23 protein-coding genes and 1 pseudogene are annotated in these 23,023 nt (G+C 62.6%); 12 read left to right on the top strand and 12 right to left on the bottom strand.

The window, feature by feature from the left end:
* Nucleotides 1–13: 13 nt before the first annotated feature.
* The gene (locus AC1DSF_RS29470) at nucleotides 14–427 is read left to right on the top strand and encodes a TRAP transporter large permease subunit (protein WP_478125831.1); all 414 of its coding nucleotides are present in this window, start codon (nucleotides 14–16) and stop codon (nucleotides 425–427) included.
* 1 nt (nucleotide 428) lies between these two features.
* Here AC1DSF_RS29470 and AC1DSF_RS29465 read toward each other — a convergent pair whose 3' ends face one another.
* Entirely contained in the window at nucleotides 429–557 is a 129-nt protein-coding gene (locus AC1DSF_RS29465) for a hypothetical protein (RefSeq protein WP_478125413.1), read from the bottom strand.
* Here AC1DSF_RS29465 and AC1DSF_RS29460 point away from each other — a divergent pair.
* On the top strand, nucleotides 550–1,608 hold the full coding sequence (locus AC1DSF_RS29460; protein ID WP_478125412.1) for a Bug family tripartite tricarboxylate transporter substrate binding protein: 1,059 nt from the start codon (nucleotides 550–552) through the stop codon (nucleotides 1,606–1,608). The genes AC1DSF_RS29465 and AC1DSF_RS29460 overlap by 8 nt on opposite strands.
* Nucleotides 1,609–1,633: 25 nt before the next feature.
* Here AC1DSF_RS29460 and AC1DSF_RS29455 read toward each other — a convergent pair whose 3' ends face one another.
* Complete coding sequence (locus AC1DSF_RS29455; protein ID WP_478125411.1) at nucleotides 1,634–3,076, bottom strand: alpha/beta fold hydrolase; 1,443 nt, start codon at nucleotides 3,074–3,076, stop codon at nucleotides 1,634–1,636.
* An 80-nt stretch (nucleotides 3,077–3,156) separates the two neighbouring features.
* On the opposite strand from AC1DSF_RS29455, the gene AC1DSF_RS29450 reads away from it, so the two are divergent.
* Complete coding sequence (locus tag AC1DSF_RS29450; protein WP_478125410.1) at nucleotides 3,157–3,945, top strand: class I SAM-dependent methyltransferase; 789 nt, start codon at nucleotides 3,157–3,159, stop codon at nucleotides 3,943–3,945.
* Between the two features lie 208 nt (nucleotides 3,946–4,153).
* On the opposite strand, the gene AC1DSF_RS29445 is transcribed toward AC1DSF_RS29450, so the two are convergent.
* Together AC1DSF_RS29445 and AC1DSF_RS29440 are read right to left on the bottom strand one after the other, a co-directional pair.
* Nucleotides 4,154–4,465: a polyhydroxyalkanoic acid system family protein gene (locus AC1DSF_RS29445; RefSeq protein WP_478125409.1), complete on the bottom strand. Its 312-nt coding sequence runs from the start codon at nucleotides 4,463–4,465 to the stop codon at nucleotides 4,154–4,156.
* A 160-nt stretch (nucleotides 4,466–4,625) separates the two neighbouring features.
* Nucleotides 4,626–5,861, bottom strand: coding sequence for an alpha/beta fold hydrolase (locus tag AC1DSF_RS29440; RefSeq protein WP_478125408.1), 1,236 nt, complete (start codon nucleotides 5,859–5,861; stop codon nucleotides 4,626–4,628).
* 182 nt (nucleotides 5,862–6,043) lie between these two features.
* Between AC1DSF_RS29440 and AC1DSF_RS29435 the strand changes: the two genes are divergently transcribed.
* A complete protein-coding gene (locus AC1DSF_RS29435) occupies nucleotides 6,044–6,754 on the top strand; it encodes a hypothetical protein (RefSeq protein WP_478125407.1) in 711 nt (236 codons plus the stop codon).
* Between the two features lie 585 nt (nucleotides 6,755–7,339).
* Here AC1DSF_RS29435 and AC1DSF_RS29430 read toward each other — a convergent pair.
* From AC1DSF_RS29430 to AC1DSF_RS29420, 3 genes are all read right to left on the bottom strand, one after another.
* Nucleotides 7,340–8,662: a M16 family metallopeptidase gene (locus tag AC1DSF_RS29430; protein ID WP_478125406.1), complete on the bottom strand. Its 1,323-nt coding sequence runs from the start codon at nucleotides 8,660–8,662 to the stop codon at nucleotides 7,340–7,342.
* Nucleotides 8,663–8,665: 3 nt separating this feature from the next.
* Nucleotides 8,666–8,923 (bottom strand): helix-turn-helix domain-containing protein, encoded by a 258-nt coding sequence (locus AC1DSF_RS29425; RefSeq protein WP_478125405.1) that lies wholly within the window; start codon nucleotides 8,921–8,923, stop codon nucleotides 8,666–8,668.
* Nucleotides 8,924–9,332: 409 nt separating this feature from the next.
* Entirely contained in the window at nucleotides 9,333–10,190 is an 858-nt protein-coding gene (locus tag AC1DSF_RS29420; RefSeq protein WP_478125404.1) for a helix-turn-helix domain-containing protein, read from the bottom strand.
* A 225-nt stretch (nucleotides 10,191–10,415) separates the two neighbouring features.
* Here AC1DSF_RS29420 and AC1DSF_RS29415 point away from each other — a divergent pair, with 225 nt between their 5' ends.
* From AC1DSF_RS29415 to AC1DSF_RS29405, 3 genes are all read left to right on the top strand, one after another.
* Nucleotides 10,416–11,285, top strand: a complete 870-nt coding sequence (locus AC1DSF_RS29415; protein WP_478125403.1) for a fumarylacetoacetate hydrolase family protein — start codon at nucleotides 10,416–10,418, stop codon at nucleotides 11,283–11,285.
* 11 nt (nucleotides 11,286–11,296) lie between these two features.
* Nucleotides 11,297–12,079: an alpha/beta fold hydrolase gene (locus tag AC1DSF_RS29410; protein WP_478125402.1), complete on the top strand. Its 783-nt coding sequence runs from the start codon at nucleotides 11,297–11,299 to the stop codon at nucleotides 12,077–12,079.
* A 63-nt stretch (nucleotides 12,080–12,142) separates the two neighbouring features.
* On the top strand, nucleotides 12,143–13,483 hold the full coding sequence (locus tag AC1DSF_RS29405; protein ID WP_478125401.1) for a metal-dependent hydrolase family protein: 1,341 nt from the start codon (nucleotides 12,143–12,145) through the stop codon (nucleotides 13,481–13,483).
* Between the two features lie 265 nt (nucleotides 13,484–13,748).
* On the opposite strand, the gene AC1DSF_RS29400 is transcribed toward AC1DSF_RS29405, so the two are convergent.
* A complete protein-coding gene (locus AC1DSF_RS29400) occupies nucleotides 13,749–14,333 on the bottom strand; it encodes a flavin reductase family protein (protein WP_478125400.1) in 585 nt (194 codons plus the stop codon).
* 162 nt (nucleotides 14,334–14,495) lie between these two features.
* Between AC1DSF_RS29400 and AC1DSF_RS29395 the strand changes: the two genes are divergently transcribed.
* From AC1DSF_RS29395 to AC1DSF_RS29385, 3 genes are all read left to right on the top strand, one after another.
* A complete protein-coding gene (locus AC1DSF_RS29395; protein ID WP_478145281.1) occupies nucleotides 14,496–14,927 on the top strand; it encodes a VOC family protein in 432 nt (143 codons plus the stop codon).
* Between the two features lie 10 nt (nucleotides 14,928–14,937).
* Complete coding sequence (locus AC1DSF_RS29390) at nucleotides 14,938–15,837, top strand: amino acid ABC transporter substrate-binding protein (RefSeq protein WP_478145280.1); 900 nt, start codon at nucleotides 14,938–14,940, stop codon at nucleotides 15,835–15,837.
* A 126-nt stretch (nucleotides 15,838–15,963) separates the two neighbouring features.
* The gene (locus AC1DSF_RS29385; protein ID WP_478125397.1) at nucleotides 15,964–16,158 is read left to right on the top strand and encodes a nuclear transport factor 2 family protein; all 195 of its coding nucleotides are present in this window, start codon (nucleotides 15,964–15,966) and stop codon (nucleotides 16,156–16,158) included.
* Here the strand turns inward: AC1DSF_RS29385 and AC1DSF_RS29380 are convergent.
* Together AC1DSF_RS29380 and AC1DSF_RS29375 are read right to left on the bottom strand one after the other, a co-directional pair.
* Nucleotides 16,124–17,077, bottom strand: coding sequence for a LysR family transcriptional regulator (locus tag AC1DSF_RS29380; RefSeq protein ID WP_478125396.1), 954 nt, complete (start codon nucleotides 17,075–17,077; stop codon nucleotides 16,124–16,126). The genes AC1DSF_RS29385 and AC1DSF_RS29380 overlap by 35 nt on opposite strands.
* Before the next feature lie 279 nt (nucleotides 17,078–17,356).
* A complete protein-coding gene (locus AC1DSF_RS29375) occupies nucleotides 17,357–18,286 on the bottom strand; it encodes a class I SAM-dependent methyltransferase (RefSeq protein ID WP_478125395.1) in 930 nt (309 codons plus the stop codon).
* A gap of 881 nt (nucleotides 18,287–19,167) precedes the next feature.
* Between AC1DSF_RS29375 and AC1DSF_RS29370 the strand changes: the two are divergent.
* Nucleotides 19,168–20,614, top strand: a pseudogene (locus tag AC1DSF_RS29370) (IS1182 family transposase).
* Nucleotides 20,615–20,868: 254 nt separating this feature from the next.
* Here AC1DSF_RS29370 and AC1DSF_RS29365 read toward each other — a convergent pair.
* On the bottom strand, nucleotides 20,869–21,768 hold the full coding sequence (locus tag AC1DSF_RS29365) for a LysR family transcriptional regulator (protein ID WP_478125394.1): 900 nt from the start codon (nucleotides 21,766–21,768) through the stop codon (nucleotides 20,869–20,871).
* Between the two features lie 97 nt (nucleotides 21,769–21,865).
* Between AC1DSF_RS29365 and bla the strand changes: the two genes are divergently transcribed.
* The gene (gene bla, locus AC1DSF_RS29360; protein WP_478125830.1) at nucleotides 21,866–22,723 is read left to right on the top strand and encodes a class A beta-lactamase; all 858 of its coding nucleotides are present in this window, start codon (nucleotides 21,866–21,868) and stop codon (nucleotides 22,721–22,723) included.
* Nucleotides 22,724–22,915: 192 nt separating this feature from the next.
* Here the strand turns inward: bla and AC1DSF_RS29355 are convergent.
* Nucleotides 22,916–23,023 (bottom strand): transposase domain-containing protein (locus tag AC1DSF_RS29355; RefSeq protein WP_478183967.1); only part of this gene is annotated, 108 nt, incomplete at its 5' end.

Here is a 23,023-nt window from a genome sequence, read left to right as displayed (position 1 = left end):
GCCACCGGTGCCGATGCGCGAGATTCCGCTTATCACGCTTGACGCGTTGCCTGCATTGATGCTGCCGGTGGTGTTGCTGTTCGGCATCTACCGCGGCGTCATGACGCCGACCGAAGGCGCTGCCGCCGCAGCCGCCTATGCGCTGCTGGCGTCCGCAGTCATCTATCGCTCGATGACTTGGCGGCAGCTCTACAACGTGTTGCTGGGAAGCGCGCGGTCCACCACCTCGGTGGGCATGCTGATCGCCGGGGCCCTGGTCTTCAACTACGTGGTCACGATCGAGCAAGTCCCGCTGTCGGTGCAGCAGTTCATCAGCGGCTTACACCTGACGCCGCTCGTCTATTTTGCTGCTCGTGAAGGCCACGGCACTGCCCGCGCCTGCGATGTTGAACAGGTTCGGGAAGCCGGCCACCTCCAAGCCGGGTAATTCAATCGCCCGTCGCGCCACTTGTCCTGGATGCCGAGGCCGCCCTGGCGCGCAGGTCCAGCCGCATCAGTGTGCCAGTGACGGCGTCAAAACCGGTGGCCAGCACCAGCGTGCCGGATTGATTGGACACGCGCCAGACGCCCCATCACACTACTCTGGTGACCAAAGCGACGTCAAATAGTGTTGACAAGTCTGTGTCCCGCCCCACTGGGGTGGTGTCGCGGCGCGCGGTCTTCGCAGCCGGATGCGCCTTCGCCGCCTCATTCGTCGCGTCGGGTGCGCAGGGACAGACGCCATATCCTTCTCGGCCAGTGCGCTTGGTCGTACCCTTTCCCGCCGGCTTCTCGCCGGACGTGGTCGCGCGACTATGGGGCGAACGTTTCGCCAAGTCGACGGGCCAAACCGTCGTCGTTGAAAACCGCCCGGGCGCGGGCACGATCATCGGGGCGCAGGCCGTGGCCGCTGCCCCAGCTGATGGATACGCGCTGCTTTGGACGGTCAACAACACGTTCTCCATCAACCCCTTCATCTACCGCAGCCTGCCGTACCGCGCCGAGGATTTTGTCCCCATCACGCGCATTCTGTCGGTGCCATTCGTGCTCATCGTCTCCGCCGAGTCGTCGATACATCGCCTCGGCGATCTGGTCCAGGCAGGCAGGGACCACCCGGGGGCGCTGAACTACGCCAGTTCCGGCATCGGCACCTCGACGCATGTGATCATGGCGCGGTTGCTGAATACGGCCGGCATCACGATGACGCACGTGCCTTACAAGGAGTCCTACCTCCCCGACGTGATCGAACAGCGCATCGCAGTTGCATTCGAGCCCAGCACCACGGCGATGGGAGACCTGAGGGGTGGCAAGGTTCGGGCACTCGGTGTGTCGAGCAGGTCGCGGCTCGAGGTCTTGAAGGACGTGTCCGCAATCGCCGAGACCTTTCCCGGCTTCGTCGGCGAATCATGGCAGGGGATCTTCGCCCCCAAGGGCACATCTGGCAATGTCGTGGCCACAATAGTCGAGCAGTCACAGCGCATCGTCGAGGATCGCGAGTTTCGCGCGACGCTGACCGACTATGGCCTTGTGCCAATCGGCGGCACATCGGCCGAGTTCCAACAGTTCCTTGTGGAAGACGCACGCGCCTGGGCTCAGGTGGTGAAAGCAAACAACATCACCGTCAATTGATGCCGATGTAATCGACACCGGGAAGCTAGCTCTCCAGGAATGACCTCACCTGCTCGAGAAACTGCCGGGACGCTGGCTCGGTCTCGAAGAACAGGTGATTGCGCCCATCCAGGGCGACGAAGCGCGCTCCGCAGATGCCTGCTGCCATGCGCCGGCCGGCTTCGAATGGAACGCGAGCGTCACCTCGTGCGTGCATGACCAGTGTCGGCACGCAGACACGTGCCAGCAGAGCACTGACGTCGATTTCGCCCGCGGTTTCGAACATTCGTGCAGCCATGTCCGCCGACACGGTGATCCGTTGCAACTCATTGAACCAGTCGGCCTGTTCCTTGGTCGCGTCGGGGACGAACTGGGAGGTGAAAAGCTGACGAAAGGCCGGGTTGTCCTTTCCCCACCCCACCCGCATCAGCGTCAGCAGCGCGGCATCCTCTTCGATTTGCCCCGCTGTGCGAACGCGCTTCTTCGCGCCCTTCGCGAAGCCTCCGTAGAGAATCAGATGCGAGACCCGTTCAGGATGTCGGACCGCGTAGGCGATCGCGACCGCACACCCTTGGGAGATACCCAACAGAGCGAAGCGATCGATTCCGAGCGCCTCGACCACCGCCTCCAAGTCACTGACGTAAGCGTCGAACGAGATGTCCGCTTCACGGTCCGACAGCCCGTTGCCGCGCGCATCGTATCGGGCAAGCAAGTGTCCTTTCGCCAGATCGCGGAAGAGATGGCCCCAAATCGGGCTTTGGAGGTCGTACTCCAGGTGAGTCATCCAGTTGCCTGTCTTCAACAGCGCCGGGCCTTGCCCGATCTTCGAATAGGCAAGCTGAATTCCGTCGAAAGCGCTGCAGAAGTGGATCTCCTGGTCGAGGACGGCGGCATCGGGAGACCTCAGAGAGGATGCGTCGCCGTGCTGAGCGGGTGAGATGGCAAAGACATCCACCCGCTGCACAATGTTCTTCAAGGCACGCGGCCCCCATGACTCGAAGTTCGCCTTCAGGGTGTGGTTCACCTGCTCGTATACCTGGCGCGAGATGCAGATGCCGCCAGGCTCTGCGATGCCCTCGAGCCGTGCCGCCACGTTGACTCCGTCTCCGTATATGCGCGACTCGTCGTGAATCACGTCGCCGAGATTGATGCCGATTCGAAAAAGCATGCGACGACGCGTCGAGACACTCTCGTTGCGCGTCGCCATCACGCTCTGGATTTCGAGCGCGCACTCGGTTGCATTGATCACGCTTGGAAAATCAGCCAGGATGCCGTCACCGGCCGTATCTATGACGTGGCCACCATAGCGACTCACCAGGGGCAGCACGACGGCCTGATGGCTCTTGAGCGCGGCAACGGTCGCGCCTTCGTCTTCCCCCATCAATCGGCTATAGCCGGCGATGTCCGCCGCAAGAATTGCGGCGAGCCGACGATTGATCGTAGGCCCGCCCGCATTCGCATCCCCGGGCACGGCAGGGTCCCTGGTCATGGCACTTGCCTTGATAATGAGAGCCCATGGTATGCCCGATCCGGCGCTGCAGGCAATATCAGCGCTGAAGGAGGAAGAAGATGCAATCCGAACCGGTCCACTTCAGCGACGGCGTCGCCTACGAAGAATTCATGGGCCGGTGGAGCCAGCTGGTCGGCGACTCGTTCCTGCGCTGGCTCGAACCTTCGCCCGGCTGGCGCTGGCTGGACGTCGGCTGCGGCAACGGCGCTTTCACGCAAATGCTGGTCGAGCGCTGTGCGCCGGCTGCGGTTCAGGGCATCGACCCGTCGAGGGAGCAGATTGCCTACGCCCGCGAGCGAGCGGGCCGCGGCTCAGCGCGGTTTGATATCGGCGACGCGATGGCTCTGCCCTACGCCGACGCGAGCTTCGACGCCGCCGTCATGGCGCTGGTTATCTTCTTCGTTCCCGATCCGGCGAAGTCGGTCGCGGAGATGGTGCGCGTCGTGCGACCCGGCGGCAGCGTCTCGGCGTACTCCTGGGACATCCTCGGCGGGGCCTTTCCGTATGCGGCGTTGCAGGAGGAAATGGCCAAGCTCACGACGGCTCCACCGTGGCCGCCGAGCGTGGAGGCGGCCCGCATGGAGACGAAGAGGTCGCTCTGGACGAGCGCGGGCCTGACGCAGATCGAGACGCGACAGATCGAAGTCGAGCGAACGTACGCCGATTTCGATTCGTTCTGGCTGATCGCGCAGACCGGGCCGCGCCTAGCGACCAGCCTGGCAGCGATGCCGGAAGACGATCGTCAGCTCCTGAAGGAACGCCTGCGCGCCCGGCTGAGCGCCGACGCCGCCGGCCGGATCACGTACGGCGCGCGCGCCAACGCGATCAGGGGGCTGGTTGCGGCATAGCGCCGCGTCGGCTTTCCCTTCGCGATGTCGCCCCCATCGCCGTTGCCACCTGCCGAATTCATGGCCGACGTCGGCAAGGTCAGGTTCCGAAGTGCGGATGCAACCGGTCGATGCAACACACTGAAAACTGCCGTAGGCAGAAGGAGTGTTGCAGATGGCTTACCGGACGATTGCGTCGGAACTTGTCCTGTGCCCCTGCACAAGTGCGCTACTTCCTCGTCAATAGCACTTGTCCCATTTTCTCAAGTCTTTCCTTGAGGCTGCTGGCGATGACGCGGAGGGCACCGGGCAGTTCAAGCTCCATGATTGCTGTGGCATCGAGGACTTGGATCACGCCGGAGACGGTCTGACCCAAAGCCGCAACGCTGAAGATGAGCCGGTCGCCGCCCCAGCGCTCGCTGGGGGCCCCGCTGCTGCCGGGCAACAAGTTGATGATCTTCGCAAAATCGCCCTCGATGCGACGTCGCGCTCCGGCGCGGCCGAGCTGATGTGGAATGGTGATGATGATGGGCGATGCCACAGGCATAGGGTGCAGCGAATCGACGCGCTGGGCAAGGGCCTGCAGGGGACGGGGCAACTCCGCAGCGAAAGCGGCCCTTCAGGAAGGCAAGTACGGAAGACCGCTAGCCAGCGCTCTGCAGATTTCCTTTGCTGGGTACGCGAAGGCCACGTCCATCGGTTCAGGCTCGGCCGCGGACCATGTCGAGCAGGCGACCCACGATGCGCTCGCCATCGGCCCGCAGCCCGTTGTGTACGTACTCGTTGGTAACCCAGGCCCGCAGCCCACGAACGCCACGGGCCGTCTCCTCGGCAAATGATCGCTCCACGTAGACATCGTCGACGTACACGGTCGCTGCCATTGGGACCTCATTGCGGGCGAGGCGGTCAGCGTCGTACAGGCGCGGCCATGGATGCTGGGCCAGAAGCTGCGCCACCTCGCGGTGCGCGCGTAAGCCAGCGTAGTCGTCCCACATCCAAGGGAAGACGTGCTCTGCGCCAAGGAGGTCGCCGGTCATCGCCTCCTCGGGCGCGAGCCGGTGTGCCGACCAGCGAGTGGCACCCCCGTCCGCGTACGAGGACTCATGGAGCGTCGCGTAGATCGGATTGCGCTCCCAGGGTGACGCCATCTGCGCGTCGACCATGAATGCGGCCGAGCCGAAGGGCAGCTCGAGCAGGTGGTGAAGCCGTTCAAACCCAGCGCTGTCGCCGAGCCACATTCCGGTCTGCCGAAACCGACGCGATGTGAGCCGGTCGCCGTTGGGCAAGCGGACATCTTCCTCGTCGAGCCGGCGCAGGATCTTCCGCAAACGATCGAGGTCTCCTGGGTATCGGGCGTGATAGCGCTGGTTCGCTTCGCGCACACGCGCCCATGTCGCCGCGTAGACCTCGTCGACCGGCCGATTCGTGATCGGCGCGAGGCCGCCGGTAATCAATACCTCCCGCAGGCCCGCGGGCGCCAGCGACAGATAGGTGAGCGAGGTGAATCCCCCGAAACTCTGACCGAGCAGACTCCAGCAGTCGACGCCGAGTTCAGCGCGGATCAGTTCGAGGTCGCGCACGATCGAGTCGGCGCGAAAATGCGTGAGGTACTCGGCCTGATCGGCAGGCGCTGCTCCAGGAATGACTGGCCCGACGGGCGTAGAGCGCCCTGTGCCCCGCTGGTCAAGCAGCAGGACCCGGAAGTCCGCAAGGGCACGCGCCATCCACCCTGAGGGCGGGCTCGTCGGGCGGGCGGCCTCGAAGCCTGGGCCGCCCTGCAGGAACACGAGGTAGGGGCGATCAAGACCGCCGTCTGGCGCAGCAAGCTCGCGCGTGAACACACTGATCGTGCCACGCAGCGGGTCGCCGTGAACCAAGGGAACCGAGTGCTCGCGCTCGGTCAAAACTGCCCCGGGCATGCGGTAGGTCGTATCCATGGCTCGCATTAGAACCCGAACGCCCCCGGAGCGAGCGTCTCTGCGGCCCGGCGGCGAAAGCCGCCGTTCCTCTGGGTGAGCCCCGCCGTGATGGACGCGCTCCAGCCGGACAGGATCGGCGGGGGGCCCAACCGCGTCTGCGCACCACGAGGCGCGCACCCATGGTCGGCTAGCATCTCGGTATGAACCCAATGCCGTTCGAACTCGATCGCCTATACGGACTGGGTGCGAGCGCCTCGCACGGCGCTGCCCCAGCGGCGGCCCAGGGCGTTCGAGCGTTGGTGTTCGAGTTGAGGCCACCCGCGGGGTGGGCCCAGCTTTCTTCGGTGTGGATCGGCGTCCAATCGGACCTCGGCCTTCCTCCCCCTGCCATCGCGGTCTCAGGCGTCGACGCAGTGCAGCTCTGGTTCTCCCTTGCATCGCCGACGTTGCCGAGTGCCGGCGAGCTGCAGGGCCTGCGTGCACGGTATCTGCCCGACTTAGGATCGACCCACTTACGTCTGATCGCCGACGCGGCGCAACTCCCGTCCGCGCCGCCCTTGGAGACCAGCCCAGATCGCTGGTCTGCGTTCGTCGCCCCCGACTTGGCTTCGGTCTTTGCCGATATGCCGTGGCTGGACCTGGCCCCAAATGGCGAAGGGCAGGCAGCGCTTCTGCGCGCGCTCGAGCCCATCCGGCAAGTTGCCTTCGAAGCCGCGCTAAGACAGCTTGGCGTCTTGGAGGAAGTGCCAGCTGAGTTGAAGCTGTCCGGCTTGCCCGAAGTGCCCACCCACGATCAAGGGCGCGAAGACGCGGAGCGCTTCCTGAGACGCGTCATGAACGACGAATCGGTGCCTATGGCTTTGCGGATAGAAGCCGCAAAGGGCTTGCTTGGCCATGCCAAGCGTTCGTAGGCAGATCGCCGGACCATCAGGCAGATCCTTGGACAAGACTGCAATCTCGACTTTGGCTCGGTCAGCTGGATGTTTCTGGGCGGAAAGCATCGTTGACTATCGATGCTGAACTATTGGTCGCCGCAATCCGCACGGTCCGTCGTTCCGTGGGGCCTCCCACGGCAGCAGTGCATGCTTACAAAGAGGCAAGCCGTTCTGCTCGACGTAAGTGTTCTAGCTCTGAAGCGACGTCGCGTTTTCGGCCAGCCAAAGCTCCTCGCGACGAGCCGCTACGGCCGCGGCAACACCGGAGGTCATACGTCCAGCCGTTCTGGATGTCGCGACGCAGCGATAGGCCAAACCGGAACGACGGCAGTCTGCCGTCTACCCGACGGTCGGGATAGTCTTGAGAGTGTCGGAATCAAGATGGCCTTCCTCGGCTTCGCGAACAAATGCGAAGTGTCAACGACACAGTCGAATGTCTGATAAATCCCTTCCCAGTCCCCGGCCGCGACTGCGCGCGCCTTGACGCCGATCCTGCGGACGCAGTTCACAAAGAGCTCGTGGCCGCAATCAGTTCGCAGAGGTGTCCTTGACCACGGCCGATCAGCAGCCACCCGCAGCGAGTCGCGCTGCCAACTGCCTCGCCGTTCGTGCGCTAGCACCCTTGCCGGCAATCGCCACCGCCGGAGGGTTGGCCAGCATTCGCTCGAAGACAGCCTGCACCTCTGCTGCACAGATGTCGTCGATCACCGCAATCGCTCCGGCTATTGGCGTCACGGTTGCGCTGGCAAAGAGCTCCTCGACGGCCTGCTCCATCGCCGGGTAGGTCCGTTCTCCGGCACGCACACGCGACACGATCAGTTGGTTCTTCGCCCGCTCCAGGTGCACCGGATCGATATTCGTGGCCTGCTCACGCAACAAGCCGGCCGTCGACGACACCAGCGCGTCGACCTTGTCCGGGGTCGTGACCGCATGAATGACGAAGTTGGCCCAGACGTCCCCGGTGTCCATCGTGGAGTGCGCTGTGTAGGCCAAGCCGAGCTGCTCCCGGATTCTGTCGACCAGGGGCGCCGACATCCCGCCTCCAAACAGGTTGGCGGCCACCGACGCCGCAAGGCGCCAGCGCTGCTGCGAGATTTCATCGTCCCGCACAGGCGATAGTGGGTAGGCGATGTTGAGGAAGACTTGAGACACCTGCGGAAATCGCCGGGCCACGGCCAGCCCCACGTACTTCGCGGGCTTTGGCGGCAGCGGCCCGGGCAGCGGGGCCGAGGGCATCGCGTAGAAGAGTTCCCCGGCGAGCGCCAGCCAGGCTTCCACATCGAAGTTCCCGGCCGCCGCGACGACGGTGTTTTCCGCGACGTGGTGGGACTGGACATGCCGCACCAGTTCCTGCCGGGTAAAGCCTTCAATGTTCCCGACAGTGCCGATCACCGGCATGCCCATAGGGTCGTCGCCCCAGACGGCGCGGTCAAGCAGTTCGCTGGAAGCGTCCTCCGGGTCCTCCTCGTATTCGATGGCTTCCTGGCGGATCACCTCCAGCTCCCGCTGAAGTTCGTCTTCGGGAAACGTGCTGTTCAGGACGATGTCGGCCGTTATACGCAGCAGATGCTCCGCATGCCGGCCCAAGCCGGTCATGAAGTAGCCGGTGGTGTCCTTGCCTGTGAACGCATTGACCTCCGCGCCCAGCCGCTCCGCGTCCAGGTTGATGGCCTGCACGGAACGGGTGACGGTCCCCTTGAACGCCATGTGCTCAAGGACATGGCCGATGCCGTTCGTGAGCGGGGTTTCGTCACGGGAGCCAACGCGCAGGAACACACCCACACTGACGCTCTGCACGTGGGGCATGGGAAGCGCGAGCAGCCGCACCCCGTTCGCAAGCGTGCGAAGGACTACGGGGGTGGGCTCTGTCGAGAGCAAACCCATAGCTCAACGGTCCTCTGGCTGCTGCAGTCTCACGCCGATGCCGTAGAGCGCGAGCAAACCCAGCACGTGCCCGACAGCAACGCCGGGCTCCCCCGCTTCGATGCGCCCTATGGTTTGGATATGCACGCCCAGGCGCACGGCCGCTGCGGCCTGTCCCTCCCCGGCCGTCGTCCGGGCCAGCCTGGCCGCTGCACCCAATTCCCGAATCGAATGCAGGGCGTCACCACCGATGTCTGCCGAGATGCGCTTGCCTTTGGTCATGAGGGCATTGTCGCTGCCCGCACCTTGCCCCCAACTGTGACCCAGCGGCGGGGTGCCTTCGACCCCATGAGAGATTCTCAGCAGGCGACCCCGCGCCCGACGGGGCTTCCAATGGACGGTTTGCGCGGACGCTCGTTGAGCAGCGGCTCCGGTCCTTCCAGGTTGGATGGCGAAAGTACGCCGTCGCCCCGTTTCCAGTCGTCCAAGTCCGAGGACACCTCCGTATGGACGGCCGGTCCCAAGGCATTGCAGTCATCGCCCCTGCTTGCCCTCTAGAAACCTTGCCTTCGAAGAGTCAACGTCCGCTGTGTCCGGCGTCGAAATGGGAGTTCGGGCCCTGTGCTGCCGGTCGCGATCGACCGTCCTACGTCCAGTTTGCGGGCGAAAACAGACATCGATGTCGCTACCCCTAGATCCGCTCCCTGGGGATGCCGGTCACGGTCACAGGCGAGGGATCGCGCGTCGCCCGCTTGAAGATCGACGGCGAGACGCCGGTGTGCTCCTTGAAGAAGCGCGAAAAGTTGCCCGGCGCGGAAAAGCCCAGATCCATCGCGACATCCGTCAGTACACCACCTTCGGCGACTCGGCGCATGGCTTCCTCGACCCGCACGCCGCTCCAGAACACCTGTGGTGTCGTGTTGAGCTGATCGCGAAACAGGGCAAAGAAGTGCGCGCGCGACAGGCCGACTTTTGCCGCGATCTCATCAATGGTCGTGAGCTCCGACACGTGCTCGCGCATGTGTGCGATGGCGCTGCGAAGCCGGTGGTCGAGCATCACGCCCACACCTGCCACAGGCGCCTCCGCGCCGTCCGTGGTCGATGCCGCAATGGCGGCCTCCAGCAGTCGCTCTACCTCGTCATCGATGGCCGGGCGCGACTTGTCCGCGGAGATGATCAGGTCGAGCACGCGCCAGCACGAGCGGCGCATCGCCGAGCTGATGGGAACGCGCGGTGAAGGGAAGCGGAAGTTGCGCCCGGTTGAATTTCCCAGCGCGTCCAGCCATTGCTTTGAGATCATGAAGACGAGAAAGAGGCAGGAGCCGTTGCCTTCCATCACCATGTCGTGCGCCTCGAACGCGTTTACGCCCAGCGCGAGGTTTTCGCCGTAGGGCACGACCTCGGCGCCCACTTTCGCGACGGCGCGCGTGCCACCGAGCCACAGGGCCAGCTGCGATTCAGAATGGGCGTGCGACACCAGGTTGGCGCGCGATTCGAGAACGATCGCCGTCCCAAAAGCTCCCTCGTGCAGCGCGTAGGCCTCGGCCATGAATCCAGTCCTTCAAGGTGGTCGACGGGTGCAATTGTTCGCCTTCGCGAGGCCTGAAGCGGCCTGAACCCCGGGTAAGTCCCTAGCACTCCACCAGACTCCCTGATACGTCGCCGGATTCGTCGATAAGCGCCCAAAGCGCTGCGTTCTTAAAGTTGCTCCATGCCCGCGGCACCTTCACCGGAACCGCAAATCCGCAGAGAGAAATCACAGGAGCCAACAGAAATGCGCATCGCCACCTACATCGCCGACGGCATCCGCCGCGTGGGACTTGTATCCGACGACGGCCTCACCCTCCAACCCCTCGAACTCACGCCGCAGCAAGCAGCCGCGGGTGCCTTGAGCATCATCGAATCCATGGCCGAGGGTGGCGCTGCACCGGTCGCGACCGGCGCTGCCATCAAGGTCGCGGATGTCGCGCTCGACGCGCCGCTGCCCAAGCCCCGTCGCAACCTCTGGTGCGTGGGCCGCAACTACCACGCGCACGCCAAGGAACTCTCGGCATCGGTATTCAAAGACAGCGGCGCGAAGACCGACGAGTGGCCCATCGTGTTCACCAAGGTGCCCGAATGCGTGGTCGGCCCGCACGACGACGTGCTGGTGCCCAGCGCGATCTCGACGCAGATCGACTACGAGGCAGAACTCGCCGTGGTCATCGGCAAGGGTGGCAAGAACATCACGCGCGCTGCCGCCATGGAGCATGTCTTCGGCTACACGGTCGTGAACGACGTGACGGCGCGCGACGTGCAGATTCGCCACGGCCAGTGGGACATGGGCAAGTCCTTCGACACCTTCTGCCCGATGGGCCCGTGGATCGTGACGGCCGACGAGTTCGACGGCACCAAGACTCGCGTGCGCTGCTGGGTCAACGGCGAGTTGCGCCAGGACGGCCCGACCGAGAACATGATCTTCGACATCCCGACGCTGATCGAAACCATCTCGCGCGGTATCACGCTGTATCCGGGTGATGTCATCGCCACGGGCACGCCGGCCGGCGTCGGCATGGGCATGTCGCCGCCGCGCTACCTGAAGGCGGGCGACGTGGTGCGCGTCGAGATCGACCGCCTTGGCTCGATCGAGAACAAGTTCGTCTGAAGCGCAGCGCAATGACGACTCGATTCATCAACGAACTGGCCGTCGAGATCGACGGCAACGGCGAAGCGCTGCTGTGCATCCACGGACTCGGCGGCTCGTCGAACACATGGACGCCTTTGCTGGCCGCCCTGTCGGGCTTCAAGGTGATCCGGCCGGATTTGCCCGGAAGCGCACGCTCGGCGCTGTTGGCGGAGCCGCTCTCGATTGAAGGCTATGCCGCAGCGCTCGAAGCTTTGCTCGCTGAGCTGGGCGCCGAATCGGTGCACGTGATGGCGCACTCGCTTGGCACCGTCGTTGCGCAGCATCTCGCCGTGCGCAACCCTGGCAAGATCAAGTCGCTGGCCTTGTTCGGGCCGCTGGTTGCGCCACCCGAAGCGGCTCGGCCGAACATGGTGGCGCGTGCGGCGGCAGCGCGCGGCGGCGCGGCGGCCATACAAGAGATTGCCGACGCCATCGTCAAGGGCGCCACCAGCCAAGAGACGAAGGCTGAGCAGCCCGCAGTGCTGGCACTGGTGCGCGAAAGCGTGATGCGCCAATCACCCGAGGGCTACGCCCAAAGCTGCGAAGCGCTCGCCGCCGCGCAGTCGGCCGAGATCGACCGCATTGAAGTGCCAACGCTGCTCGTGACCGGCGACCAGGATGGCGTTGCGCCACCGGCCAACGTCGCCGCGATGGCGGCGCGCATCAACGGTTCGCGACAGGTGGTCCTTGAAGGCTGCGGCCACTGGACGACCTTTGAGAAGCCGCAACGCTGCATGCAGGAACTCGAACAGTTCCACGCATCGTTGCGCTGAATTTTTTCCACCGCCACACGTTCATCAACCCATTTCCGGCACCTCGGGCCGGAGGAGACAAGCATGACCCGCATCGCATTCACCAACGTCCGCATCTTCGACGGCACGGGCGAAGACACCTACACCGGCGACGTGCTCGTCGAAGGCAAGCGCATCGTCGAAGTCACCCGCGCACCGAAGCGCGTGAGCGTCGACGACGCCCGCGTCATCGACGGCAAGGGCCGCTTCCTGATGCCCGGCATGACCGAGGCGCACACGCATTTCTCGTGGAACGACCAGCCGAGCCTCGCCGCCATCCAGTTCATGCCGCCCGAGGAGCACATGCTGTGGTGCGTGCGCGTGGCCAAGCGCTATCTCGACATGGGTTGGACCTCGGCTATCGGTGCCGCTGCCGCGAAGCCTCGACTCGACGTGGTGCTGCGCAACGCCATCGATGCGGGCGAGTTCCCCGGACCGCGCTACCTCGCGGGCAGCCAGGAAATCACCACCATCGGCGCGCTCGGCGACAACACGCTGCCGCACATGAAGTTCGAGGAACTGAGCTTCGGCAGCGTGTGCAGCGGCCCGGAAGAAATCCGCAAGTCGGCGCGCACCTTCATCAAGTACGGCGTAGATCATCTCAAGATCAACTTGTCCGGCGAACCCATTGCCGGCCTGCCGGCCGAGATGTCACCGTTTGCGGAGGATGAGGTCGCGATGCTCGCGCAGGAAGCCAAGCGCTATGGCAAGCGCATGGCCGCGCACGCCCGATCAAGCGAGTCGGTCAAGCAGTGTGTGCGACATGGCATCGAGATGGTCTACCACGCCAGTTTTGCGGACGAAGAGGCGCTCGACATGCTCGAGGCCGCCAAGGACAAGCACTTCGTCGCCCCCGGCATCGGCTGGCTCATTCGCACGACCTTCAACGCCGCCGAGTACGGCATCACCGAGGCCGTCGCGACGCAAATGGGCTACAAGCGCGAGTTGGAGATCGCCTCTGCATCGCTGCGCAAGATGCATCAGCGCGGCATCCGCATCCTGCCGGGTGGCGACTACGGCTTTGCTTGGATGCCTCACGGCACCAACGCCAACGACCTGCAGTATTTCGTCGACTACATCGGCATGACGCCCAAGGAAGCGCTGCTCGCAGCGACCAAGCTGGGCGGCCAGATCATGCTGCGTCCGGACGAACTGGGGCAGTTGAAGGCGGGCTACCTGGCGGACATCGTGCTGGTGGATGGTGATCCGCTGAAGGACCTGTCGATCCTTACCGATCCGGCGAAGATCCAGCTCGTGATGAAGGATGGCGTGATCTACAAGGATTGCGCGACCCCCGTGCCTGCGGAGGCTGCGCTGCATCTGGAAGGGGCTGACTTTCCGCTGCGTGAGGAAGGCGTCAAGGAAGCGCTTGCTGAAATGCATTGAGCCAAACTAACCCAACGGGGGCGGTGGCAACGCCCCCGCTCTTTTCTTTCGACCGCAATGCAAGCGCAAGCTGACGCTGAAAATCACGCCACGCACGACGGCTTGTGGCCGACTGAAGCCTCTCGGCTATCCGGCGCTTCGGGCCCGTGGCTGCCGGTCAATTCGGCGCGCCAGAAGTCGGCTTTGAGTGCGAAAGCGGGCATCGGCCTCTTCGCATGAACCCGAGGTGTTGAGCGCGTACGTGCCGCGAATCTTTGAACAACAGTTATGGCGCAGTTGCACGGACGACACTGCCGCCACAAATGAAGTTGCCGCCTCCTAGATGATGGATCGTCTGCAGCGCAGCGTTGCTATCGTCGAACAACCAATGACCGTTCCTGAAGATCCGTGCATCGGCTGCTGCGCCGACGACTTCGGCGAAGCAGGTGTCGTAGGCATCTTCGCTGTGCGGCTCAGGAATCAAGCGGCACTCGAGCCAGGCTGAGCAACCGGAAGATAAGACCGGCAGTTTCAGTACTGGGCTGGTCTCCGTTCCGATGGCGAAGTGTTCAAACTTGTCCATGGTTCGACCGCTCGTGCTGCCCACCGCGTGAGTGAGGTCAACGAGCGCATTGCCGGGTAAGCAGATGGCAAATGTTCGGCTGGCTGCAATCAACTCGCGGGTGAATGTGTGCTTGTCGATGACCACGGCGATGCGCGGGGGCGTGAACTCCACCGGCATCGACCACGCCGCGGCCATGACGTTGCGGCGGGTGCCGTCAGAACTGGTGACCAACACCGTCGGTCCGTGGTTGATCAGGCGACTGGCGTGCTCAAGAGCCACTGGCTGAAAGTTGTTTGTGTTCGACATGCCGGCGATTGGACAGCAAGACAGAAAAGCTCGCCAGTCGAGGCGAATCGACAAAAAAAGCATTGGGAAAATTGATGCTCAGAACCGTTTTATATCGTTTTCGGTTATGCGAATCGCTCCTTACAGTCTCCTTTCCCTGAACTACATCACCACGAGGACACCATGAGCGAAACCCATCAACGTATTCCGTTCCATCTTGCTTTTCCTGTGCGCGACATCGCAGAAGCACGCGCCTTCTACGGGGAGCTGCTGGGTTGCCCCGAAGGACGGAGCGCGCCCGAGTGGGTTGACTTCGACTTTTACGGTCATCAGATTGTTGCGCATCTGGCACCCGACGAGTGCGGCCACAAGCAGAGCAGTGCCGTCGACGGCCACGATGTGCCGGTCAAGCATTTCGGCGCCATCCTGCCGACGGACAAGTGGCAAGCCATGGCGGACAAGTTGGTCGCGAACAAGACCGCGTTCGTCATTGAGCCGTACATCCGTTTCAAAGGCGAACCTGGCGAGCAAGCCACGATGTTTTTCCTGGATCCATCGGGCAACGCCATCGAAATGAAATCGTTCGCCAATCTCGACTCTCTGTTCGCGAAGTAAGGAGACCCCAATGAGGCTTCAATCATTGGTCGCCACCAGCGTTGCCGCTGCCTTCCTGACGTTCTTGGGTTCGGCGGCTGCGCAGACAGACACGCTGAAAAAGATCAAGGAGTCGGGCGTTGTCACCGTGGGCGTGCGCGATGCCTCGGGCGCCATGTCGTTCACCACCGGACCCGGGAAATACACCGGCTTCCATGTCGAGATTTGCGAGCAGATCATTGCAGACATCAAGAAGGCGACGCAGCTCGAGAAGCTGGAAGTGAGATACCAACTGGTCACGCCCCAGAACCGCATCCCGCTCGTGCAGAACGGCACGGTGGACATCGAATGCGGCACGACGACCAACAATGCGGCACGTCAGAAAGACGTCGCCTTCGCCCCTACCCTTTACGTGGAAGGCGTGCGCATCGCTGTCAAGTCAGCGTCCAGCATCAAGTCGACCGCGGATTTAGCGGGCAAGACGGTGGTAGCGACCACCGGAAGCACTTCCGTGCAACTGCTGAGAAAGCTAAAGAGCGATGCGACGGAGCTGACGGCCAAAGACAACAGCGAAGGCTTTCTGCTTCTGGAGACCGGCCGCGCCGACGCTTTCGTGGCAGATGGGCAGATCTTGGCGACGCTCATTTCAAAGAGCAGGGAACCCGCGCAATACAAGCTGCTGGACCAAGTGCTGAGTACAGAGCCCATTGCCATCATGTTGCCGAAAGGCGATGCGGCGTTCAAGAAGCTTGTCGACCAGAGCGTCGTGTCGCTGGCCAAGGGCGGGGATGCAGCGCGCATCTACGACAAATGGTTTCTGAAGCCGATCCCGCCGCGAAACGTGATCGTGGGCCTGCCCGCGACCGAGATGACCAAGGCCGCCTGGGCAAATCCCACCGACAAACCCATGGAAGAGTACGAGGCGCGCTAAGGCCTCGAAGGAAACACAACGGCGGAAGTGTCGATGGCGTGGCCAGTGCCTTTCATCCGGGGCCTTGATGTACGGCTTCACGAATGGGCAGTTGCTGGGCGGCCCAATCCAGAATCCTTTCGATTCGTGCAGAAGAACGGCAAGGTGCGGGAGATCGTGACGCATCTGGATGTGCTAGCCGTCACGCCGACCACCGCACTGGTTCGGGTTGACATGGAAAAGGACGCCATCGGTGCTGACTACAACGACTTCCTGACGCTGATCAAGACCAATGGCGACTGGAAAGTCATCGCGAAGGTTTACCACCAATTCGAGGATTGAGGCGGCGCTTGCTCGATGCACTGCGTCGAGTGCCTGTCGTCTCCACGATGGCCTCAGAGGCCTCCACAAGGCAGCGCGAAAATTGGGCAACGATCGGCGAGCTTGTCCTGGTCCGGCGCTGGAGCAGCCCGATCTCCCGATAAAAGGTGTGTTCGCCCAATGACACCACCCGGACGCTGTCCGGCAGCGGCAGGTGGGCTTCGACCATCGGAACGAGCGCCACACCAACGCTGTTCGCCGCAAGCTGGATGAGTCCGGCGATCTCGTCCAACTCGATGGCCTCCTTCACGGTGACGCCTTGTCGCCGCAGGAAGCCTTCGACCATCCGGCCGCCAAAAGACACGCGGTCGTAACGCAGAAACGGCCGCTCTTCCAGCAGCGCACGCCAGTCCCTGCCCCTCGACCCATCCCTAGGAACAACGAGAACGAACGGTTCATGGACGAGCGCCTGCCACGTCATGTCGTGTGGCATGCCGAAGGGCGGTCGAATCATCACAGCCGCATCAATCTTTCCGGCGTCGAGATCGTCCATCAGCCGCAGAGACACGCCAGGCGCAACATGGACGCGGACCAAGGGAAGCGCTTGACGGAGGTTCTCGAGCGCACGCGCGACAAGCGTGGACTGCGCGGAGGCGATGGCGCCAATGCGCAAGACACCTTGGGTCGATTGTTCATCGGGCGGATCGCCCAGCTTCGCGTAGAGCGCGCAGAGCACCTCTGCACGCGCAAGGACGATTTGCCCGGCACTGTTCAGCGTCGCGGAGCGCCCCGTCCTGTCAAACAGGGAGAAGCCCAGGCTCTCCTCGATTCGCCGGATCTGGCTGCTCACCGCCGATTGCGTCAGGCCGATGTGCTCGCCAGCGGAAGCGAAGGTTCCATACTTGCAAACGGCTATGAGGGTCTTGAGCTCTGCGATCATGGGCCGAGCATGTCCAGGATCGATCGAAAAATCAACAACTGAGCAGGCGGCGGAATGCGATTATTCGATCGCTCACTACATCCGTACGGCCATCCTGGCGCGTCACCCGAAACGCTGAGTCTGCGCCTATCTGAACGCGGCGCTCTGGCCGTGCCCACAGCGCGTGCGGATGCCTGCTAACGCTCCAAAGCCGACCTCTGCTGCTCGTGGTCCACATCCACCGAGGTCTCAGACAACTCTGATTTCGACCAATCGCGCTACGCGAGCCACTGCCCCGTTCTATGCAAGCGACTCGGCGCCGACCAGCCGCACATGGGCCATATGCGCAGCTTTAGAGGTCCTGAAGGCGTTGAGGCCGCCAGCGTCGTAGCGAGCAGCGGCTTGGTTTCCATCCAGATCCTCGAGGAGTCGTAGCCCGGTTTCGAGCAGCAAATCGTTGATGGTTCGGGGGTCGAACCCAGATAGAAACGCTTCTCCGGCAGCAGCGACGTTGCTCTTGAGTCTGAGAAACTCTTCATCGACTGCATGGTGCGGGCCAAGGATGGCCTCGTCAACATACGTGAAGACCATCTCGCTTCCCGCACGCGCGCAGGTGGCAATTGATCGAAGGGCTTTGAGGTTTGCCTCCCGGGTCAGGTAAGTCGTGACGCCCAACCAGGAAAAAAAGGTGAGACGGTCGCCCTGAAACGAAGATCTCGTCAGCGCCGTTCCCAATGCCTCCATCGACAGGTCGGCTTCGACGAATTCCACGGAGCCGGGGACGCTCACGTCACAGGCAGCCAGGCGTTCACGCTTCAGCCGCTGCGTCGCCGGATGATCCACCTCGATGATCGTCACGCCCTCTGCCCATGCTGGGCGCCGGCAGATGAAGCTATCGAACCCGGCGCCGATGATGACGTATTGAACGATGCCGCTCGCTACGGCCTGCTTGAGCGCGTCCTCCGTGTATCGGGACCGAAGGATCACGCCCCCGTAGGCGGGATTGGACCGAAGAGCGAGGTCGAGACCCTGAACGCCATCCAGTGTCAAACCCGGCTTGGTGGCCTCTATGCGTGCCATCGCACGCTGAAGCAAGGTGGACTGCGCCGATTCCGAGACAAGGCGATCTCCCCACGTATCGCTCAGGAGTGGCAGGGGGTCGTTGCGCGAATGAACTGCTCGCATGAGCGAAGTTGCAAGTGCGGTGCGGCTGGGTGTCGACGGGTTCAACAGATTCTCCAAGATTGCTGCCTAGACGAGCGAACGGCAGCTTACAACCGAACCGTGAGGCTGCAATGGGCCCGGACCACCATTCCGGCGCTGATGCAAACAGTCATTCGGTGGCACGCAGTCAGCGCGGCCATGCTGCTTCAACCATCCGATCACTGTCGCCCGCTCCGTCCGCCGATGATGCCGGTGAAGGTCAAGTTCCGAAGTAGATCAGCCGGTCGCAAAGGAATGCGCCGATGTCATCAGGTATCGGCGATCTCCCTCGTTCGACGGACAGATTCGACCGGCTGCAACCAAGTCTGTGGCTGAACTACCTGCCAAGCTTTGCACTCCCTCCTGGCACTCCCAATGCCACTCGTACGCTAGTCGCTAGTCGCTAGTCGCTAGTCGAGCAGCTGGAAACTTTTAGCCGAAAATATCCACAATCCAATTTGTTAGCAAATTCGCCCCCCTGCCCTCGCAGAAAATATCCACAACCTTAGCAAATCGACGTTGGACGTAAGTTTGCTAAGGTCAGGGACATTTTCGACTAAGGCATCCCGAGTTGCGGATATTTTCGGAACTTCAGCACCGCTGATGTCGCTCCAGACTCACGCTGGCGAGCGCGTAAAAGTCCTTCTCTGAAGTGCGGCCCCCACACAGCTAGGACGTAGCCGAGCCGAAGAGATCGGCCTGTCCTCTCTACTTTCCCGATATCGACTCCGCAGGGCGGTGGACTCACCGCCTGCGAACGCCTGCTTTCGAGGGCGGCCGCTGGAGTTGCTGAAGGACCGGATTGGGCCTGTGGCGGAGGTCGCTTTTGGGCCGAGGGCGTGTGAAAACGCTTCATTGATCGTCTCACTCAAAATAAAATTCGCCAACCCGTTGCAGCGAGGTGGCCCATGAAGCGATTCATCGAAGGCGAAGATCGACAGCAGGTGACACTGCTGCCCGAATGCCTTGACGACTACATCGGTGAGGACAATCCGGTGCGAGTCGTCGACGTCTTCGTCGAGGAATTGGACCTGCAGGCGATGGGCTTCAAAGGCGTTGAGCCCGCAACGACGGGTCGCCCTTCCTACCACCCCTCTGTCCTGCTCAAGCTCTATATCTACGGCTATCTCATTCGCATCCAGTCGAGTCGTCGCCTGGAGCGCGAGGCGCAGCGCAACGTGGAGCTGATGTGGCTCACCGGCCGTCTGGCGCCTGACTTCAAGACCATCGCCGATTTCCGCTACGACAACGGCCCGGGCATCCGAAACGTCTGCAAGCGCTTCGTTGGCCTCTGTCGAGAGCTCAAGCTGTTCACTCACGCGATCGTGGCCATCGATGGCAGCAAGTTCAAGGCGGTCAACAGCCGCGACCGCAACTTCACTGCCGGCAAGATCGACGGTCGTCAGAAGCAGATCGAGCAAAGCATCCAGCGATACCTCGATGCCATGGAGACGGCGGATCGCACCCAGCCGGTCGAGTTCGAGGCAAAGACCGAACGGCTGCGCGACAAGATCAAAAAGCTGCGCGAGCAGATGAAGCAGCTTGATGAGACGAGGGAACAGCTGAAGAAGGAACCCGACGGGCAGCGTTCGCTCACCGACCCTGATGCGCGCTCGATGCTTCAGTCAGGCAAGAGCACGGGCATCGTTGGCTACAACGTCCAGACCGCCGTCGATGCAAGGCATCACCTGATCGTGGCACACGAGGTGACCAACGAACCACGACCGGGCGCACCTCAACAAGATGTCACTGGCCGCGCGCGAGGCGATGGGCAAGACCAAGCTGCAGGCCCTCGCCGATCGCGGGTACTTCAGTGGCAAGGAGCTCAAGGACTGCGAAGACGCGGGCATCACGACCTACGTTCCCAAGCCGATGACCTCCAACGCGAAGGCCGAGGGGCGCTTCGACAAGAGCGACTTCATCTATATCGCCAAGGACGATGAGTACCAATGCCCCGCGGGGCAGCGGGCCATCTACAGGCTCAATACATTGGAGACGAACGGCAACGAGATGCGTGTCTACTGGACCAGTGCTTGCCCCCAGTGCCCGATCAAAGATCAATGCACGACGAGCACGTATCGGCGCATCCGTCGATGGGTGCACGAGGAGGTGCTCGAACGTGTTCAGCAACGCCTGGACCGCAAGCCCATTGCCATGACGCTGCGAAGATGTACGGTGGAGCACGTGTTCGGAACACTCAAACACTGGATGGGCTCGACGCACTTCCTGACGAAGAAGTTGGAGCACGTGAACACCGAGATGAGTCTGCACGTGCTGGCTTACAACCTGAAGAGGGTCATCGCGATCATGGGTATGAGCCAAACGATGAAGGCGATGAGGCTGCTGGGGGCCTGAACCTCTTTAATGGCCGGTGCAACGCTCTCGGCCATTCAGGCGCGTGCCAAGTCACCCGTTTCTGCGACGAGGCCACTGGATGACTCCGTGACGTCGATGACGGCTTCGCGATCGCGAATTCTTGCTCGCGCCGAAGCCGTTTCCACACGCCCTCGGCCTTAAGCGGACATCGGGCCTTCCCGGAAGCGACCATGAAAACAGAAGCTTAAGTCGCCACAGACGCTTGGCGCAGTTTGCCGAGTTCAGCGGGCAGTTCATGCACTGTTAGCCGTCTCAGCGGTCTTGCACACTGCGGCGTCCCCTGCTAGCAGCCATTCGCGAAACTGCGTCATGGCCGGTGATAGAGCCTTCGACTGCAATCGAGTGAGCCAGTAGCTGCCCACCCGGACCTCTACGGCGAAGGGCTGAACAAGACGACGCATCTCCAGGTCGTGCTGCAACATGCTCGCCGGAAGCAAGGCAACGCCGGCCCCCTGTGCGGCCGCTGCCGCTAATGCCAGGGAGGAATCGAGCACAGGCCCTCGCATAGGCTTAGGCGATGCGCCTGCTCCTGCAGCGGCAAACCATCGGCTCCACTCATCGCTGCGATAGGAGCGCAACAGTGTTTCTCCCAAAAGGTCCGCCGGGCTGGCGAGCCGCTGTGCGATCGAGAGGGTACAAAGGGGAGTCAGGGGAGCGTCGAGCAGCAGTTCGGCATGCGTTCCGTGCCAAGCGCCCTCGCCAAATCGGATGGCGAAATCGAGGCCCTCTCCGGCCAAGTCGACCTTGTTGTTGTGAGTCATTAGGCGCAGGTCGACAAAGGGATGGTTCTTCTGGAACGACTCGAGTCGGGGCATCAACCAGCCCACTGCAAAGGTGGAGACTGCTGCAACAGTAAGGGGAGCGTGGTGAGCACCGCCACGGAATTGCTCGACGATGGTGCCAAGGCGTCCAAATGAATCAGACAGCATGGGCAACAGGGCCTGGCCCTCGTCGGTAAGTGTGAGTCCGCGCGGCAGCCGACGAAATAGGCGCACTCCAAGGCGCGTCTCCAGGTTCTTGACTTGAGCGCTCACTGCTGCCTGGGTGACGTTCAGCTCCAAGCCGGCGCGCGTGAAGCTCAAGTGCCGTGCAGATGCTTCGAACGCACGCAATGCGTTGAGGGGGAGGGACATGGCCAAGATTATCTTGGGTATTCCCCCTGAAATCATCGTTTGTCGCCGTATGTGCGCGTGGATATCGTTGCGGCTCTTTAAAGGAGCCCAACAAATCATGAACCGACGCGACTTCAACGCTCACTTCGCCGCCATTGCGACCATTGCCCTTCCGGCATGTGCGCAGCCCACCCACTCCCCGGTGCAGGAAAGCCCCTGGGGCTATAGCGAATCGCTCAGCGGCGGGAGGCTGGGGGTGGCCGTACTTCAAGCCGATGGCCGGATCGAAGGTCACCGCCTGGACGAGCGCTTCCCAATGTGCAGCACTTTCAAATGGCTGGCTGCCGCGCACGTTTTGCAGAGGGTGGATCGCGGAATGGAAAAACTTGGTCGACGCATCAGCTATGGGCGTGATGTGTTGCTCCCCCACTCGCCTATCACCGAGAAACATGTGGACGGGGGAATGACTTTGGCCGAGCTGTGCCATGCCACGATCACCACCAGCGACAACGCCGCCGGCAACCTTCTTCTAGCCTCTTTTGGGGGCCCGCCAGGCTTGACTTCTTTCGCCCGACGCCTCGGTGACGATGTCACCCGGCAAGATCGATGGGAGCCTGAACTCAACGAAGCTACGCCCGGTGACCCCCGCGACACGACCTCACCTCGCGCAATGGCACATCTGCTGCACGCCACCTTGCTTGGCAACGCTTTGTCACCCAGCAGCCGTGAACAGCTCGCGCGGTGGCTCGAGGGATGTGAAACGAACGGGAAGCGCCTGCGCGCCAACTTGCCTGCGGATTGGCGTATGGGGAGTAAGACGGGGACAGGGGGCCGCGGCTCGGCCAACGACGTCGGCATCTTCTGGCCGCCAAAGCGGCCACCAATCCTGGTGTGCGCCTTTGTCACGAATACACAGGCCACCGAAGCTGATCGAAACGCCGCAATCGCTGCCGTAGCGCGCCGGGTCACAGCATAGGCACCACCACGTTACGCCACGCATCCGACGAACCATAGTGAGAACCACAAATGAAAACCTCCTTGCAACCTGCTGCCATCATGCTCACCGCCTCCGCCTTCATGGGCTCGCTCGCTGCAAACGCAGAAACGTATCAGGGCGTACAAACTGTGTATGCGTCCGGCGAACCCGTCTTGACGAGCGGTGGCGCAATCAGGCCGCAGGCTGCCAGCGATGCGGCAACAGATCTTGGATGCGACTGGCAGGTTGAGTGGGCAGCCGTTCGAGCACGTCCTTCAGGTAGGCGTACGGGTCGTGCGC

The organism is Variovorax sp. 01N429 (assembly GCF_056399425.1).
Note: the sequence above shows the minus strand (reverse complement) of the source record. Positions and strands in the feature narration are given on the sequence as shown.